Source organism: Methylorubrum sp. POS3 (assembly GCF_043352485.1).
Taxonomy (GTDB): Bacteria; Pseudomonadota; Alphaproteobacteria; order Rhizobiales; family Beijerinckiaceae; genus Methylobacterium; species Methylobacterium suomiense.
Map to the genome: position 1 here is coordinate 740,984 of NZ_JAPRBT010000001.1, position 15,130 is coordinate 756,113.

The 15,130-nt window shown below is 68.9% G+C and carries 15 protein-coding genes; 2 read left to right on the forward strand and 13 right to left on the reverse strand.

Going from position 1 to position 15,130, the window contains the following annotated elements:
* Positions 1-449, forward strand: a 449-nt coding sequence (locus OWC43_RS03540; RefSeq protein ID WP_393955732.1) for a DNA translocase FtsK, incomplete at its 5' end; no start/stop codon positions are given.
* A gap of 7 nt (positions 450-456) precedes the next feature.
* Here OWC43_RS03540 and OWC43_RS03545 read toward each other — a convergent pair.
* From OWC43_RS03545 to OWC43_RS03565, 5 genes are all read right to left on the reverse strand, one after another.
* Complete coding sequence (locus OWC43_RS03545) at positions 457-1,770, reverse strand: MFS transporter (protein WP_393955733.1); 1,314 nt, start codon at positions 1,768-1,770, stop codon at positions 457-459.
* 177 nt (positions 1,771-1,947) lie between these two features.
* Complete coding sequence (locus tag OWC43_RS03550) at positions 1,948-2,250, reverse strand: hypothetical protein (protein WP_393955734.1); 303 nt, start codon at positions 2,248-2,250, stop codon at positions 1,948-1,950.
* Positions 2,247-4,559 carry an FdhF/YdeP family oxidoreductase gene (locus OWC43_RS03555; RefSeq protein WP_393958480.1) on the reverse strand — a complete coding sequence of 771 codons (2,313 nt, stop codon included), beginning with the start codon at positions 4,557-4,559 and terminating at the stop codon, positions 2,247-2,249. Before OWC43_RS03555 ends, OWC43_RS03550 begins: the two co-directional genes overlap by 4 nt.
* Before the next feature lie 371 nt (positions 4,560-4,930).
* Positions 4,931-6,016: a quinone-dependent dihydroorotate dehydrogenase gene (locus tag OWC43_RS03560; RefSeq protein WP_393958481.1), complete on the reverse strand. Its 1,086-nt coding sequence runs from the start codon at positions 6,014-6,016 to the stop codon at positions 4,931-4,933.
* Between the two features lie 8 nt (positions 6,017-6,024).
* The gene (locus OWC43_RS03565; RefSeq protein WP_393955735.1) at positions 6,025-6,375 is read right to left on the reverse strand and encodes a DUF952 domain-containing protein; all 351 of its coding nucleotides are present in this window, start codon (positions 6,373-6,375) and stop codon (positions 6,025-6,027) included.
* A 336-nt stretch (positions 6,376-6,711) separates the two neighbouring features.
* On the opposite strand from OWC43_RS03565, the gene OWC43_RS03570 reads away from it, so the two are divergent.
* The gene (locus tag OWC43_RS03570) at positions 6,712-7,344 is read left to right on the forward strand and encodes a helix-turn-helix transcriptional regulator (protein WP_393955736.1); all 633 of its coding nucleotides are present in this window, start codon (positions 6,712-6,714) and stop codon (positions 7,342-7,344) included.
* Positions 7,345-7,421: 77 nt separating this feature from the next.
* On the opposite strand, the gene OWC43_RS03575 is transcribed toward OWC43_RS03570, so the two are convergent.
* The 8 genes from OWC43_RS03575 to OWC43_RS03610 form a co-directional block, all read right to left on the reverse strand.
* On the reverse strand, positions 7,422-7,751 hold the full coding sequence (locus OWC43_RS03575) for a DUF6949 family protein (RefSeq protein WP_137828389.1): 330 nt from the start codon (positions 7,749-7,751) through the stop codon (positions 7,422-7,424).
* A gap of 227 nt (positions 7,752-7,978) precedes the next feature.
* A complete protein-coding gene (locus tag OWC43_RS03580) occupies positions 7,979-8,194 on the reverse strand; it encodes a DUF3126 family protein (RefSeq protein WP_137828390.1) in 216 nt (71 codons plus the stop codon).
* A gap of 146 nt (positions 8,195-8,340) precedes the next feature.
* Positions 8,341-9,198, reverse strand: a complete 858-nt coding sequence (gene cysE, locus OWC43_RS03585; RefSeq protein WP_137828391.1) for a serine O-acetyltransferase — start codon at positions 9,196-9,198, stop codon at positions 8,341-8,343.
* A 301-nt stretch (positions 9,199-9,499) separates the two neighbouring features.
* Positions 9,500-10,399 (reverse strand): helix-turn-helix transcriptional regulator, encoded by a 900-nt coding sequence (locus OWC43_RS03590; protein WP_137828392.1) that lies wholly within the window; start codon positions 10,397-10,399, stop codon positions 9,500-9,502.
* A 523-nt stretch (positions 10,400-10,922) separates the two neighbouring features.
* Positions 10,923-13,220 carry an ATP-binding protein gene (locus tag OWC43_RS03595; protein ID WP_393955737.1) on the reverse strand — a complete coding sequence of 766 codons (2,298 nt, stop codon included), beginning with the start codon at positions 13,218-13,220 and terminating at the stop codon, positions 10,923-10,925.
* A 133-nt stretch (positions 13,221-13,353) separates the two neighbouring features.
* Positions 13,354-13,623 (reverse strand): hypothetical protein, encoded by a 270-nt coding sequence (locus OWC43_RS03600; RefSeq protein WP_393955738.1) that lies wholly within the window; start codon positions 13,621-13,623, stop codon positions 13,354-13,356.
* A 10-nt stretch (positions 13,624-13,633) separates the two neighbouring features.
* A complete protein-coding gene (locus OWC43_RS03605) occupies positions 13,634-13,918 on the reverse strand; it encodes a hypothetical protein (RefSeq protein WP_393955739.1) in 285 nt (94 codons plus the stop codon).
* 164 nt (positions 13,919-14,082) lie between these two features.
* On the reverse strand, positions 14,083-14,826 hold the full coding sequence (locus OWC43_RS03610; RefSeq protein ID WP_393955740.1) for a response regulator: 744 nt from the start codon (positions 14,824-14,826) through the stop codon (positions 14,083-14,085).
* Positions 14,827-15,130: the final 304 nt, after the last annotated feature.

The window sequence follows — 15,130 nt, forward strand, 5'->3', positions numbered from 1 at the left end:
TGGGCGCGGAGCAGCTGCTGGGCCAGGGCGACATGCTGTTCATGGCCGGCGGTGGGCGCACGACCCGCGTGCACGGGCCGTTCTGCTCGGACAGCGAGGTCGAGAGCGTGGTGGCGCATCTGAAGCGCCAGGGCCGGCCCGCCTATCTCGAGGCGGTCACGGCGGAGGAGGGCGAGTTGCCCTCCGGCGGCGCTCCGGCCGGCGATGGCCCGGTCTTCGATGCCGGCCAGTTCGGCGGTGGCGAGAGCGGCGATCTCTACGAGCAGGCGGTCGCCGTCGTCATGCGGGACAAGAAGGCGTCCACCTCCTACATCCAGCGGCGCCTGCAGATCGGCTACAACCGGGCCGCCTCGCTGATGGAGCGCATGGAGACCGAAGGTCTCGTCGGCCCTGCCAACCACGCGGGCAAGCGGGAGATCTTGGTGGAGGCGGAGGCGCAGGCCTACTGAAACCCGATCATCGGGGGCTCCGGCCGCCCCTGGCCGCGGCGATCAGGAACACCAGGGCAACCCCGCAGGCGGTGACGGTCGGGGTCGCCCAGCGCTCGACGAGGCCGGCCATCGATGCGCCGGCCACGTCCCCGAGATTCATCGCGGCCATGAAGATCTGGAACTGCGTGGCCGACACACCCTCTGCGCGACTCGCCAGCACGACAGCCGGCAGCAGCGCGACGTAGAGCAGGGCCGGGACGACATTCGCGAGGCCGAGAATCACCGGGCCGCCCCGCGCGTCCAATCCGCCGAGGATGAGCAGCGCGATGAGGGCGAAGGCGGCCGCGCAGGCGAGGCAGAGCCGTCGCAGGGCACGGGCCGGTCCGATCCGGTCGACGGCGAAGCCGACGAGCCCAGCGCCTACGGTGCCGCTGAGGAAGGCCAGCAGCGCCTGCAACTGCGACAGCGCCCCGGCCTCCCAGCCATGATCGCGCACCATCGCCACTGCGATGGGGACTTGGAACAGCGCCAGGGCGAAATCGATCCCGAAGCACATCGCCAGCAGCAGGGCCGCGTCCCGATGGCGGAACGAGGCGAGGACGCCCATGACGCCGCTCCAATGGGACGCGAGCGCCGCCGGCGCCGCGGTGACGAGATCCGACACCGATGGCGGACGCGGCCCGATCCGCAGAAGCGCATCGGTGGGTCGCTCGCGCACGAGGAGCGCGACCATCGCGAGGAGGGTGGTTGCGGCAAGCAGCATCGATGCGGCGCCGGGAAGTCCGATGGCCGGGATCAGCCAGCCGAACGACGCGGCGCCGAGCGCGGAGCCGGTAACGAATCCGGCGCGGGTGCAGGCACTGACGCGGCCGAGTTCCTCCTCCGGCACGCTCGCCACGATCATGCGATCCGTCGCCGTGTCCGCGAGGGAGGCGCAGAGGCTGTGCAGTAGGAGGACAGCCCCGATCGTCACCGGCTCCGGCCGGAGGCCGAGGAGCGGGAGGAGGCACAGGGCGATCTGACCCCCGAGCAAGGCGCGCACGAGCCAGACCCGGCGAGCGCCCATCGGATGAGGCGCCGCACCGTCGAGGAGCGGCCCCCACAAGAGCGGCTGCAACACCCAGGGCAGGCCGATCAGGGCGAGGAGCGAGCCGACCGCGCCCGTATCGTGCCCGGTCGCGGCGAGGTGGTTGGCGAGCGCGAGGGTCGCGAAGCCCGCGATCAATCCCTGATAGAGATAGAGCCCCGTGAACAGCCCGACGCGCCAGCGCCGGGACAACAGGCTGGGCGGGCCCGCCTCCGCGCGCGCAGGATCGTCGGGCGCTTCACGGGATGACATCCGGTACCTCCACCCGACCAGGGTGGCGCCCGCCCGAACGGCCCGCAATGGGGCAGGTTCGCCCAGGACGAGGCCAAGGAGGATCGTCGGCGATTTCAGATCCCGGACGAGCTTCCGTCTTCTCGTATCACGTCGGCTTTGTTCGAAAGCCGGTGACCCACCGTTCGGGCCGAAGCGCTAGGCGGCGAGCGCTGCCAGCACATCCAGCCCGGCCTCGCTCGCGACGTAGCGGCTGCGCTGCGTGCGCGGATCCCGGGCGGTCACCCCGATGAGCGCTGCGCCCGAAAGGCTGTCCACTGCCCGCAGCACCAGGGCATGCTCGATGCCGAAGACGCGGGCGAAGCTGCGGCTGTCGGAGGCGAGCCCGAGATGAAGACCGGCGAGAATGCCGGCTTCCAGCAGGCTCAGTTCGGGCCGCAACGCCGCGATGGTGTCGGTCGTCGCCAGGAAGGTTTCCGCATCGGCGGGCGGCTCGCTCATGCCGCCTTCGCTGCGGCTCCGCGGGCGCGCACCTGAACCAGAACCGATTTCGAGGTCGGCGTTTCCGAGAATTCACCGAAGGCCGAGAGCGGCACCAGCACGTTGAGTTCGGGGTAGTAGCCGGCCAGCGAACCGCGCGGCATGTCGAACGGCACGAGACGGAAATCTTCCGCCACCCGCTCGATCCCGTCCTCGGTGCCCACGCCGACGAGATCCACCCACTCGCCGAACTGCGCCTTCAGAACCGCAAGATCGTCCGGATGGGCGAAGACCACGCGGCGCTCGCCGTAGACGCCGCGATAGCGGTCGTCGAGGCCGTAGATGGTGGTGTTGTACTGATCGTGGCTGCGGAAGGTCTGGAGCACGAAGGTCTCGCCGAGCGCCGTCGCGCGCTGGTGTGCCGTCGCCACGGGCAGTGGCCCGCTGGAGAAATTGGCCCGTCCCGTCGCCGTGTCGAACACGCGTTCCGAGGCGAGATTGCGCAGCATGAAGCCGCGGGGGCGCCGCACCCGGGTGTTGAAGCCGGAAAAGCCCGGAATCGTGCGCTCGATCAGATCGCGAATGCGGTCGTGGTCGTCGGCGAGGCCGGCCCAGTCGATCCGCTCCGAGCCGACGGTCGCCGCCGCCATGCCGGCGATGATGGCGACCTCGGAGCGCAGATGCGCCGAGGCCGGCTTGTTGATGCCGCCGGAGCCGTGGACCATGCTCATCGAATCTTCGACGGTCACGATCTGGACCTTGCCCCGGCTGTTGCGGTCGACCTCGGTGCGGCCGAGGCAGGGCAGCACGTAGGAGACTCGCCCCGGCACGAGATGGGAGTGGTTGAGCTTCGTGGCGATGTGGACGGTGAGTTCGCAGCCGGCGAGCGCCTTCGCCACCAGCGGCGTGTCCGGCGTCGCCCGCAGGAAGTTTCCGCCGAGGCCGATGAAGGCCTTCGACGTGCCGTCGAGCATGGCGCCGATGGCGCCGAGGACGTTGTGGCCGTGCTTGCGCGGGGCGCTGAAGCCGAACTCGCGCTCCAGCGCTTCGAGCAGGGCGAGGGGCGGCTTCTCGTTGATGCCGACGGTGCGGTCGCCCTGGACGTTCGAGTGGCCGCGCACCGGGCACAGGCCGGCGCCCGGCCGCCCGATATGACCACGGAGGAACAGCACGTTGGCGATCTCGCGGATCGTCGCCACCGAGTGGCGGTGCTGGGTCACCCCCATCGCCCAGGTGGCGATGACCTTGTCGGCGCCGAGATAGACCTCCGCGGCCGCCTCGATCTCCTCGCGCGTCAGCCCCGATTGATCGAGGATCGCGGACCATTCCGTCGCCTCGACGGCGGCACGGTAATCCTCGAGCGCCAGCGTGTGGGTCGTCAGGAAGGCGTGGTCGAGGAGCGAGGGACGCCCCTCGGCGAGGGCTGCCGCGTCGCGGGCGAACACGACCTTGGCAATGCCGCGGAAGGCGGCCATGTCGCCGCCGGGCTTCGGCTGGAGATAATGGCTGGCGATGGGATGGCTCGCCCCGCGCAGCATCTCCACGCTGTTCTGCGGATCGGCGAAGCGCTCCAGGCCGCGCTCCCGCACGGGATTGAGCACGACGATGCGCGCGCCCCGCTCGGCGGCACGACGCAGGTCGCCCAGCATGCGGGGATGGTTGGTGCCGGGGTTCTGGCCGACGACGAAGACCGCGTCCGCCTTCTCGAAATCTTCCAGCAGCACCGTCCCCTTGCCGATGCCGATGGCCTGGATCAGCGCGATGCCGCTGGCCTCGTGGCACATGTTCGAGCAATCGGGGAAATTGTTGGTGCCGTAGGCCCGGGCGAACAGCTGGTAGAGATAGGCGGCCTCGTTCGAGGCACGGCCGGAAGTGTAGAATTCGGCGCGATCCGCATGGTCGAGGCCGCGCAGGACCGTACCGATCTCGGCGAAGGCCTCGTCCCACGTCACCGGGCGATAGGTGTCGGTGCCCGCGTCGTAGCGCATCGGATGCGTCAGACGGCCCTCGCTCTCCAGGGCGTAATCGGTCCAGCCGCGCAATTCGGTGACCGTGTGCTTGGCGAAGAAGCGCGGCGCGGCGCGCTTGTCGGTGGCCTCCCAGGAGACCGCTTTCACGCCGTTCTCGCAGAACTCGAACGAGGAGCCGTGGGCCGGGTCGCCCCAGGCGCAGCCGGGGCAGTCGAAGCCGTCGGGCTGGTTGGCCGACAGCAGCGCCCGGGCGTTGGAGAACGGGGCGCGGCTGCCGAGCAGGTGCTTGCCGCAACTCTTCAACGCCCCCCAGCCGCCCGCGGCGGAGGAGCGCTTGGGGAGGGATTGCGAACGGTCCATCGAGAGCCCGGTCTTCGCGGTGTCAGGAGGTTGCATCGCCCATCCCGGTCCGCCGCCTCCTCGTACGGGGCAGGGCGATTCCGGTTGTCGATAACCTCAAGCTATCATCTCGCAACTGCGACGGGATGAGCGTCGGATGCCGGGGGAGGCATTCCCTGTACGCGGTCTCATCTGGCTTGCGTGGCTGGTATATTCCTAATTCGAATAGCTAAAGAGTATGCGGCGTCGGAAGAAGGCCGAAAACTCGGCACTTTGCTGCAATGCAGGAAATTGCCGGCGATCCTCGTAGAGGGGAACGGCATTGCGCGACGCGTTCGGCACAGGGCAAGCACCACCAAGCGACGGTTGCATCGGCTCGCTCGCCGCCCTCCTCACCGCGATCCGAGGTCCCGCGCGATCACCGCCGCATCGCGGCCGACGACGGGCGCAAGGTTCGTCAGGCCCTCGGCCCGAACCCGCTCGATGAGCCCCCGCTTGATCGTCCCGACGAGCCCCGGTCCCTCGTAAACGAGGGCGGAATAGAGCTGGAGCAGTCGGGCGCCGGCGCGGATCTTGGTCCAGGCGGTCTCGGCCGAATCAATACCGCCGACCCCGATGAGCGGGATGCGATCCCCCACCCGCAGGAAGGTCTCGGCCAGGAGCCGCGTCGAGGCGGCGAAGAGCGGTCGTCCCGAGAGGCCGCCGGTTTCGGCCGCCAGCGCGGATTCGGTGAGCGTGACGGGGCGCGCCACCGTCGTGTTCGAGACGACGAGGCCATCGATGCCGCGCCGCAGGGCCGTGCCCGTCATGGCATCGAGGCCGTCGAGGGCGATGTCGGGGGCGATCTTGAGCAGCACCGCCGGCCGGGCGCCGGACGCGTCGCGGGCCGCGACGACGCGTGCCAGCAGATCGTCGAGGAAGGCCTCGCCCTGCAGATCGCGCAGGCCCGGCGTGTTGGGCGAGGACACGTTGACGGTCAGGAAGGCGACATGCGGGGCCAGCCGTTCGGTGCAGGCGACGTAATCGGCGAGCCGATCCTGCGAATCCTTGTTGGCCCCGATATTGACGCCGACGATGCCGGGCCGTCCGCTCCGGGCCTTCAGCCGGTCGGCGACGGGGTCGAGACCCTCGCTGTTGAGGCCGAAGCGATTGATGACCGCCCGGTCGCGGGTGAGCCGGAACACCCGCGGCCGCGGATTGCCGGGCTGCGGCCGAGGCACCACGCCGCCGACCTCGACGAAACCGAAGCCGAGACCGAGCATCGCGTCCGCGACCCGCGCGCCCTTGTCGAACCCCGCGGCGAGCCCGACCGGGTTGGGAAAACGCTGCCCGAACAGATCGACCGCCAGGACCGGATCGTCCGGCTCCGGGCGGCGTGGGGGCAGCAGGCTCAGGCCGCGCAAGGTCACATCGTGGGCGGTCTCGGCATTGAGCCCGTGCAGGATCGGCCGCGCCAGGGGGAAGGCGGCCTGGATCAGGGTCTCAATCATGCGCGAGCGATCCCCGTCGGGAAGACGTGGCGCCCGTCGGCGCCCAGAGGCAATTCGGCGACCGAGCGCACGGCGTTCGGGGGCAGGGCGCCGTAGAGATGCGGAAATAGGGCGCCGCCCCGGGACGGCTCGAAGCGCAGGGCCTCGCCGAGATCGTCGGCCTCGACCGCGATCAGGAGCAGATCGTCCTGGGCCGCGAAATGGCGTGCGGCGGTCTCGGCCACCTGATCGGCCGTCGAGAAGTGGATGAATCCGTCGGCGAGATCGACCGGAGCGCCGAGGAAGCGACCTTGGGCTTCCGCCTCCCGCCAGAGCGGGCGCGGACAGATCTTGTAGACGAGGGGCATGCGGCTCCTGCCGAACTCTGACGGACGCGTGCGATCGATAGGGCTGGCCTCGGTCTGCCGCAACCGCGGGGCTTCGCTCGCACCGATCGCTTACCCAGCGACCCGGCGCAGATTTGGGGCCGATGCCGCACGGAGGCCGCCGCCGCGGGGAGCTGCTCCGGCGCGGAAGGCGCCCCCTTCGGTGGCAATCTTCCGCCGAAGGTCAGGCGATGCGACAGTGCCGGGCGTTCGGCGCCATGTTTGCATTCGTCTCGTTTGCATTCGCCTGGGGCTGGTTCTAGTTTCCTAGCACTAGGCGGCTTGTCCCATCGGCGGGCGCGCCGGGCCGAGGCCGTCATGCTGTCGCACGAGCAGATCTGGGCTGCCATCGATCGTCTGGCCGAGCGCTACGGCTATTCCGCCTCGGGGCTCGCACGCCGCGCGGGCCTCGACGCCACGAGCTTCAACCGCTCCAAGCGGATCGGGCCGGACGGGCGCAAGCGCTGGCCCTCCACCGAATCGGTCTCGAAAGTTCTGGCCGCCACGGGGGCCAGCCTCGACGACTTCCTGCGCCTGGTCGAATCCCGCGAGGGGCCGGCGCGCACGATGGTGCCGTTGATCGGACTGACGCAGGCCGGCGCCGGCCGCTTGTTCACCGACGAGGGCATGCCGGCGGGCGGCCCCGGCTGGGATGAGATCGAGTTTCCCGATCTCGACGGGGAGCGAGCCTTCGCCCTGGAAGTCCAGGGCGATTCGATGAAGCCACTCTACCGGGACGGCGATGTGCTGATCGTGTCGCCGACCGCGAGCATCCGCAAGGGCGACCGCGTGGTGGCGCGCCTCGCCAACGGCGAAGTCGTCGCCAAGGAACTTCGCCGCCGTACCGCCCGCACCGTCGAGCTCATCTCGCTGAACCCGGACCACGAGGATCGCACGGTGCCGCTCGCCGAAATCGCCTGGATGGCGCGGGTGATGTGGGTTCGCCAGTAGGATCGCGATTCCGTCGTCGCCACTGTTCGCGTCGGTTCGGAGGGATCTGCGCCTCGCCGCCCCGCTCGGGCGCCGTTTCAGATGCCCGCGATCCGGTGTGCCACATCGAGGGCCACGTGGCCCGAGAGCAGGCCCCAGCCGCAGGCGATCATCGTGGCGATCATCACGAAGGGGATCGGCCGTCGCTCCAGTTTCCGTCCGCGCAGGGTGTTGCGCAGGATGATGAAGGGCGCGACGAACGCGATCATCGGCAGGGCCGCGAGGGTCGAAACGCCGCCGGCCTCCAACAGCCGGAAACTCGCCCGGCGGTTGGTGGCGCACTCGAAGGCGCTCGCCAGAAGGCCCGACAGTGCCAGACCGATGATCAGCGCCTGAAGGGATTCGAGGGAGGAAGGGCTCAGGGCCATGACGCGACGCTCCTTTTCAGGATGAGACGCGCAGTCTGACCGATCGTTTACGCCTTGTTAAGGAAGACCTTTCCTCAACGTTAACGCCGCCCACAGGGATCGCGGCGGCAGGGCCGCGGGCCGTGAAGGGCCGAGGCCGGTAGGTGCGAGGAGCCCTCTCGCCGGCCCCGCCCTCGGCGGCCCATCGAACCGATCCTAGCGTGGTGCAGGATCGGCGTTGTTCGAGGTCAGGCGTCTTCTTCCAGGTCGATGTCGAGGATCGCCATCCGGAACGTGAAGGAATCGTCGCCGTCTTCCTTGTCGTCGGCCAGCACACCGATCGACTCGTCACCGATGAACACTTCGGCGGAATCGCCGGTCTTCATCGCCACCACGCGGATATTGGTGTTGGCGAACTTGCGGCGCAGATAGCCCTGCAGCTTGGTGACCTCAGTCTTGTTCACGCGGGTTTCCTTTTTGGTGCGATGCCACGCATCCAGACCTTCACGGCCTCGGAAACGTCGGCGACAACGGTTTATTCGGTGGTCGTGGGCGGCTTGCCATGCCACGCAGGCCCAAGCAAGCGCCCGAAGCTCCGGCGAGGATCCGTTCAGATCCCGCCGGCGATGTCGACGAATTCGCTCATCGCGACGAGCTGATCCATGGAGCGGGCGGGCTCGGCACAGCCGGCGGCGCCGACCACGCGGGCCGGGACGCCGACGACGGTGGTGTGGGGCGGCACCGGGCGCAGGACTACCGAGCCGGCGGCGACCCGCGCGCAGGCGCCCACCTCGATATTGCCGAGGATTTTGGCGCCCGCGCCGATCATGACTCCGCGGCGGATCTTCGGGTGACGGTCGCCGCCATGCTTGCCGGTGCCACCGAGGGTCACGGCATGCAGGATCGACACATCGTCCTCGATCACGGCGGTCGATCCCACCACGACACCCGTGGCGTGATCGAAGAACACGCCGCGCCCGATGCGGGCTGCGGGATGGATGTCGGTCTGGAACACCTCCGACGACCGGCTTTGGAGGTAGAGGGCGAGATCGCGCCGTCCCTGATGCCAGTACCAATGGGCGAGGCGATGCGCCTGCAGGGCGTGGAAGCCCTTGAAATAGAGCAGCGGCTCGATTGCCCGCGTGGTCGCGGGGTCGCGATCCATCACGGCGAGGATGTCGGCGCGCATGCTTTGGCCGATGGTGGGATCGTCGTTCACCGCCTCGTAGAAGCCGTGCGCCACGAGGTCGGTGGGCAGCGAGGCATGACCGAGGCGCGCCGCGACGCGATGGCCCACCGCCGCCTCGAGGGTCGGATGGTTGAGGATGGTCGCCACGAAGAAGGAGGCGAGCTGCGGCTCGTCCCGCAAGACCGTCTCGGCCTCGCCCCGTATCCGCGTCCAAAGCGGATCGACGATGCCGGCGATCGCCTCGCGCCCGATCGGGCTGAGCGAAGGACTGGCGGACATGCATTCCTCCTCGACGGAAACGCTCCCGACCGCACATCGCGGTGGTCCGTAGGGCGAGATGAATTCGGCTGCTCGATGGCCTGCGCGGGAACGACCGATCTCGTCCAAGCGGCGCCGGCGCGAGAACCATCCCTACCGCGGCGCGGCATGGCCGTACAGCTTGGGTCCGAACCCGCCCGCATCAAGGGGGCGGCGTGGGGACCGCGCACCCATGGCGCGTCAATCGCCGACGATCGTCACTGGCTTCAGGACCGAAGAGACCGGGATGATCGGTCCCTCCGACGTGAGATCAACGGGGCGATCAGGCCGCCGGGCGCCTGCCGCCGTTATCGGTACCGTTGAACCGATCTTCGATGACGCCGATCACCCGCTCGGCCATGACCTCGACCGGAACGTCGGACGTGTCGACCACCGCCGAGGCGCGGGCGTAGAGCGGCTCGCGGCTCAGCAGAACGGCGCGCAGATCCTCCAGCACCGAGGTCGGATCGCCCTTGCCCTCGACATGCCCCTGATCGCGCACCCGCTGCAGGTGCTCCTCCGGCCGTGCCCGCAGCCAGATCGTGTAGAACGAGGACAGGAGCAGGTCGTAGGTCAGCGGCTCGGCGACGATGGAGCCGCCGGTGGCGAGAACCATCGGCCCCGGATGTTCCGCGAGTTGGCGCAGGGCCTTCTGTTCCAGGCGGCGATAGCCTTCCTGCCCGTAGATCGCGAAGATCTCGCCCACGGACAGGCCGTTCTCGCGCTCGATCTCGGTGTTGAGCTCAACGAATCGCCAGCCGAGATGGGCTGCCGCCATGCGCCCGAGCGTCGACTTGCCGGCGCCACGCAGACCCACGACCGCCACGCGGCGACGAACCACACGACTTTCGGCGGTAGCCGATCCCGCCAGCGCCGATTTCGCGAGGGCGATCTGCTCGGGGTTCGCCTGCTCGACGAGATCGCGGACGACCCGCCAATCCGATGAGGTTTCCTGTGCGGCCACCAGGTCGTCGAGGCGCATGCCCATGGCATTGGCCACGCGGCGCAGCAGGATGATGGACACATTGCCCTGGCCACCTTCGAGCTGGGCGATGTAGCGCTCCGACAGGCCGGATGCCTGCGAGAGCAGCTTGCGCGAGAGTCCGCGAACGGTCCGGGCGTGCCGCACGCGCCGGCCCAGCTCGTTCAGGAAATCCGCTTCTTGTTGGGCCGCGTCGGTCATGGCCTCAACTCACCTCTCGTCCGGTTCCGACGCACGTTCCGCATCACTTGTCCAAAGGCCGTTACCCGTTCAGCTCGGCCTGCTGCAACGCACGGGCCACATCTCGCGACTGCGAGAGAACGGGATTCGTCATCTGGCGCGTGAATGGCTCACGCGCAACCCATAGCGCGGGCGCGGCATCCATGCGATCTCGGCGGTGGATAAAATATTTGTTGTTTTCTTTTTTGAGTTCTGTTGCGCTCAACAATACATCTTATGGTTGTTTTGGCGTTCGATTGATCGCCCTGCGAAAGAGGCCCGTTCAACAGGGAGCGCCTCAGGGGTGGTCCAAAGGCCAATGAAGCTGCGCTGGCTCGCCCCTAGACCACGGTATGGGTGAGGGGCGCCGAGGGCAATGCCGCACGATAGCGATCCGACGTTTCGCGGAAAGAGCTGTAAGCCCATCTCCGAATCATCGGTTCGCGAGGCCGCTCGGGCGGCCGCGTCGTCGGCGCTGCCAAACCGGCGGGCGGGGCCGGACGTCTCACTGGGCGGCTCCCGCCGTCGCCCGCGCCATCGGCCGATCGCCGCCCGCAGGTTCGCGGGGGAACTCGACCCGCACGGTGGTGCCCATGCCGGGTTCGCTCTCCACGGCGATGCGCCCCTGGAGTTTCACCGTGACGAGGTTGTGGACGATGTGCATGCCGAGCCCGGTGCTGCCGCGGGATCGGGCGGTGGTGAAGAACGGATCGAAAATCCGGGCGAGATTCTCGGATGCGATGCCGGCACCGTCATCGGCGACCTCGATTCGTGCATAGGCACCCGAGGATTGGACCCTCACCACGATGGTTCCGTGGCTGCCCTGCGGCCGCTGGGCGAAGCCGTGCACCACCGCGTTGGTGATCAGGTTGGTGACGACCTGCGCCAGCACCCCCGGATAGGTGTCGACGGTGATCCCCGGAGGACAATCCGGTTGGATTCGGTGCCCGCCCTTGCGCAGCATCGGCTGGAGGCTCGTCAGGAGCTCGTCGAGCCACACATCGAGCGTGAAGCTGCGGCGCTCATCACTCGCCCGATCGACCGCGACTTGCTTGAAGCCGTGGACGAGGTCCGCCGCCCGGGTCAGGTTGGACGCGAGCAGATGCGCGCCCTCGCCGACGCGATCGACGAAGTGATTCAGGCGCGACCGTGACAGCTGGCCCGAGGCCACCACCGATTGGAAGGTTCGCGTCTCGTCGCGCACCAGCGTCGCGGTGGTCAGGGCGATGCCGAGCGGCGTGTTGATCTCGTGGGCCACGCCCGCCACCAACTGACCCAGGGAAGCGAGTTTTTCCGCGCGGATCAGGTCGTCCTGGGCTTGGCGCAGATCGTGGAGCGCCGCATCGGCCTGATCCTTGGCCCGGCGCAGGGCGCGCTCGCGGCGTCCGATCTCCGTGACGAAGAAGCTCGTGGCCCGGGCAATGTCGCCCAGTTCGTCCGTCCGTTGCGTGCCCGAGAGGCCGGTCGCTCTTGGGTCGGCGGCGAGCGCGATCATGTCGCCCTGAAGCTGGCGCAGCGGCACCAGAATCGAGCGGGCGACGGCGAGCGCCGCGAGGGCGCCGAGCAGCAGGCCGCCCGCCGCTCCGACGAGAAGGAGCTGGCGAAGGAACGCGCCGAAACGATCGGCATCTTCCAAGGCGGCGTCGTTGAGGGCGTTGGCGCTCTGGCCCATCGCGGCGGCGAGCGTGTCCATCTCGGCGATCATCGCGTTCTGCCGCTTCAGGCCCTCGATGGTCGTGGCGAGGCGGTGACGCCAACCGTCGATGGCGTCGATCATGTCGCCCTGGATCAGCGGCGCGATCGGCAGCTCCGCCGTGGTGGCCGAGAGCTGTTCACCCTCCGTCAGCATGGCGCTCGCTCCTACAGGATCGCGGCGCGCCAGGGCGTCGGCGGTGCGCTGTCCGAGTTTGAGGGCCGTGATGCTGATGTTCTGGGTCGCCTGCTGCGTTTCGTTGGCGGTGATTGCGTAGGCGAGAAGCTGCGTCACCTCGTCGTGCAGGGCGCGCTGCTCCGAGGAAACGAGCTTGAGCAGCCACTCGAGTGCCTCGGCGAGTCGCCCGTTCTCATCCGGTCCGGTCCGGCGAGCGGCGAGCAGGGGGGCGAGTTCCGTAGCCTCCCTGTCCCGGCCCGAGCCGCGTAGGGACGCGGCAAGGTTGTTGCCGGCCTCTGACAGGCCCGCAGAGTCAGGAGAGGGCGCGCTGGCCGAATCGCTCGCTGCGGGCCGCGCCTCGGCCAGATCGAGACGGGCGAGAGCGGCCGATAAGGCGTTGATGCGGGCCACCACGTCGCGGGTGGTGCGGAGCCGTTCCACCTTCAGGGCCAGCGTCCGGGCGATGTCGGCGTTCGACCCCTGCTGGCGCAAGCGCGCCTGATCCGCCAGTTCGATCAGCCGGCTCGCCCGCCGGTTCATTTCGGCGACGAGTCCGTCGTTCTCGCGGGTCAGCGCCGACAGCGCACGCATGCGCTCGATCGAACGGTCGAGCGTCCGCAGCGCCGAGGCGACGCGCTCGGCCTGTCCCTTGGTGCGGACATCGATCTGCAGGGCATCGAGGCCGCGACGAGCATCGCCGGTGAGCGTCAGGAAGCGCTCCTCGCGCGCCGCGCGTTCGGCTGGATGCGCCGCGATATAGGCTTCGCGCTCGGTCCGGGCGACGGTCAGATCGTGAAAGACGCGGGCAGCGAGCAGGGCGCCGGAGCGGGCGCGCTGCTCCTGGGCCAGCAAGACCCAGCCCGCCGCCGCGATGGCCGCGGCCACCAGGATCGGGACGCCGCCGACGAGGGCAATCTTTCGCCCGACCCGCATCCTCAACCCGCGCCGCGCTCCGGAGAGCAGAAGTGGCCAACGGGGCCGATCGTCGCCGGAATTCCCCGGGGCGACAAGGCTTTCACGCACCGTGTCCCGGCTGCCCTTCATCAACGGACGCGTCCGCCCGGATTCACGCCCCGATCAGGGAGGCGGGTCGACGCCGCCGGACCGGTGCCGTGCGGCCGGGATTGCCACCGACCGTGCTGCCGCTCGTTTTGGTGACCGAATCGCCCATGCGACGTCCGAGGAGGCGTTCCTCGTTGGTAACCGTCATCGCGGCTGGTTGGCTGCTCCGCCCACGCTTCGTCGATTGGCCCGAGCCGGGGCCGTGCAGAACTTCGCGCAGGAAGTCGAGGCTCTCGGGCGCGGCGTCGAGGAGATCCTTCGAGAAATGCGGCATCGCCCCCTCCTCAGCGCTGGGTCAGGGCGATGATGCGCACCGGGCGGCCCCGGGCGTCGCAGCCCGACGCCAGCGGAGCCCAAGCCTGGGCCGTGCAGGCCGGTGCGGGGCGCGCCTCGGTTCGACGCTCGACGGCGACCGGCGCCGTGACGGCGGACCGGGCCGGCGGGTCGCTCCAGGTCGCCGTCGAGGGGGGCGCGGCCGGGGCCGCCGTCGCATCCGCGGCCGCGCGTCCGGCCACGAGGCCGGCCGAGAGCACCGCACTCACGGCCACGATCGAAATCCATCCCTGCATGACATCCCCCGCGGCTTCGCCGTCGTCGATAGGAGCCTTGTAGGGAGACCGCATGTCCGGGGTTTTGCGTCGCCCGTCACAGGATCACCGGATCCGGGGCTTCTGTTACGTCGGCTCAGGAATCGACGAAACAATTCGGTCATCCGCCCTGCGGCCGAACGCGATCAGTCCCCGTCGGGGCGGAAGACGTAGCCCAGGCCGCGCACCGTGCGGATGAATCGCGGATGGGCCGGGTCGGGTTCGACCTTCTTGCGGATACGGTTGATCCGCACGTCGATCGCCCGATCGAAGGCATCGGGGTCGCGGGCATCGGCGAGGTCGAGCAGGCGCTCGCGCGAGAGCGCCCGCTTGGGATGATCGGCAAAGGCTTTGAGCAGCTCGAATTCCGAGCGGGTCAGCGGCTGCTCCACGCCCTGGTCGTCGCGCAGGCGCACGGCGTCGAGTTCGAGCCATTTCGTCCCGAACCGGATCCGGCGCGCGGGCAGGTCCGGCGTCTCGGGCTTGGCCTGCACCGGGGCGGGCGCGCCCTGCGCCCGACGCAGCACCGAGCGCACACGGGCGACCAGTTCGCGCAGCTCGCAGGGCTTGGGCAGGTAATCGTCGGCACCGAGTTCGAGCCCGACCACCCGGTCGATCGGACTGGCGGTCGCCGTAAGCATGATGATCGGAATCCGGCTGCGCGCCTTCAGATCGCGGACGATCGACAGGCCGTCTTCCTGCGGCATGTTGAGGTCGAGCACGATCAGGTCGGGTGCGCGTCCGGCGAGATGCGCCCGAAGCGCCTGTCCACCGTCGCAGAGCGCCACGTCGAAGCCGTGCAAGCGGAGATAATCGCCGACCATCGCTCGGGCATCGGGCTCGTCGTCCACGACGACGATATGAGGGCCGGAGCCGGATGATTCCGTCATCGCGGCACGATCCCGCATGGTGAAGCGATGTCGCGCGTCATCGGGCTGAAGGTTTCCCTGCTCGCAATGCTTCGCATGCTCGGTCTCGGTGTGGATAGACCATTTGCATTTCGGACGATGCCCGAACCATCACCGTATGGCGACCTGTTTGGTTCCGCATTGCACAGAAGATCGTTATTTCTTCGATGCATCGTCTGGAGCCGCCGTCAGTGATCGAGCACGCTACGTACACAGGAAACGGATCAACACGGCCTATCTTTCACCACGATTTCTTCGCCTGTTCGAACTCTCCCGCTGCATGCGG

Bases quoted from the DNA above. Each gene is read 5' to 3' on its own strand.
- OWC43_RS03605 (WP_393955739.1), bottom strand. From the start codon at position 13,918: ATGCAGGGATGGATTTCGATCGTGGCCGTGAGTGCGGTGCTCTCGGCC.
- OWC43_RS03545 (WP_393955733.1), bottom strand. From the start codon at position 1,770: ATGTCATCCCGTGAAGCGCCCGACGATCCTGCGCGCGCGGAGGCGGGC.
- OWC43_RS03550 (WP_393955734.1), bottom strand. From the start codon at position 2,250: ATGAGCGAGCCGCCCGCCGATGCGGAAACCTTCCTGGCGACGACCGAC.
- OWC43_RS03600 (WP_393955738.1), bottom strand. From the start codon at position 13,623: ATGCCGCATTTCTCGAAGGATCTCCTCGACGCCGCGCCCGAGAGCCTC.
- OWC43_RS03555 (WP_393958480.1), bottom strand. From the start codon at position 4,559: ATGGACCGTTCGCAATCCCTCCCCAAGCGCTCCTCCGCCGCGGGCGGC.
- cysE (WP_137828391.1), bottom strand. From the start codon at position 9,198: ATGTCCGCCAGTCCTTCGCTCAGCCCGATCGGGCGCGAGGCGATCGCC.
- OWC43_RS03610 (WP_393955740.1), bottom strand. From the start codon at position 14,826: ATGACGGAATCATCCGGCTCCGGCCCTCATATCGTCGTCGTGGACGAC.
- OWC43_RS03565 (WP_393955735.1), bottom strand. From the start codon at position 6,375: ATGCCCCTCGTCTACAAGATCTGTCCGCGCCCGCTCTGGCGGGAGGCG.
- OWC43_RS03570 (WP_393955736.1), top strand. From the start codon at position 6,712: ATGCTGTCGCACGAGCAGATCTGGGCTGCCATCGATCGTCTGGCCGAG.
- OWC43_RS03575 (WP_137828389.1), bottom strand. From the start codon at position 7,751: ATGGCCCTGAGCCCTTCCTCCCTCGAATCCCTTCAGGCGCTGATCATC.
- OWC43_RS03595 (WP_393955737.1), bottom strand. From the start codon at position 13,220: ATGCGGGTCGGGCGAAAGATTGCCCTCGTCGGCGGCGTCCCGATCCTG.
- OWC43_RS03590 (WP_137828392.1), bottom strand. From the start codon at position 10,399: ATGACCGACGCGGCCCAACAAGAAGCGGATTTCCTGAACGAGCTGGGC.